Source organism: Xanthobacter autotrophicus (assembly GCF_029991245.1).
GTDB lineage: Bacteria > Pseudomonadota > Alphaproteobacteria > Rhizobiales > Xanthobacteraceae > Xanthobacter > Xanthobacter autotrophicus_C.
Window position 1 is genome coordinate 1 of the sequence record NZ_JAIVFO010000463.1, and the last position, 390, is coordinate 390.

Here is a 390-nt window from a genome sequence, read left to right on the forward strand (position 1 = left end):
GGCCATATATTAGGTTCTGCGATTGTACATTTAAGATACAAAATAAGTGATAATGAAGAAAGAATAATAGTATTCTCGGGCGATTTAGGGAGAAAATATTTACCTATTCTAAAAGATCCAGAACAAATTAAAGAAGCTGATTATTTAATTATGGAATCCACTTACGGCGGCCGTTTTCACGCTGATTATTCAACTACAGAAGATAGATTAAAAGAAGTTATCAAAGAAGCAATACAAAAAAAATCCAAAATTATTGTACCATCTTTTAGTGTTGGAAGATCTCAAGAACTAGTATATGCTCTAAATGAGCTTTTCAAAAAATATCCAAAGATTAAAATACCAGTTTATGTTGATAGTCCCCTTTCTGTCCACGCAACCGAAGTATTTAAA

At 31.3% G+C, this 390-nt stretch carries 1 pseudogene; it reads left to right on the forward strand.

Annotated features, from left to right (window positions below):
* Positions 1 to 390 (forward strand): annotated as a pseudogene (locus K9U41_RS23695) (MBL fold metallo-hydrolase); the annotation flags it as partial.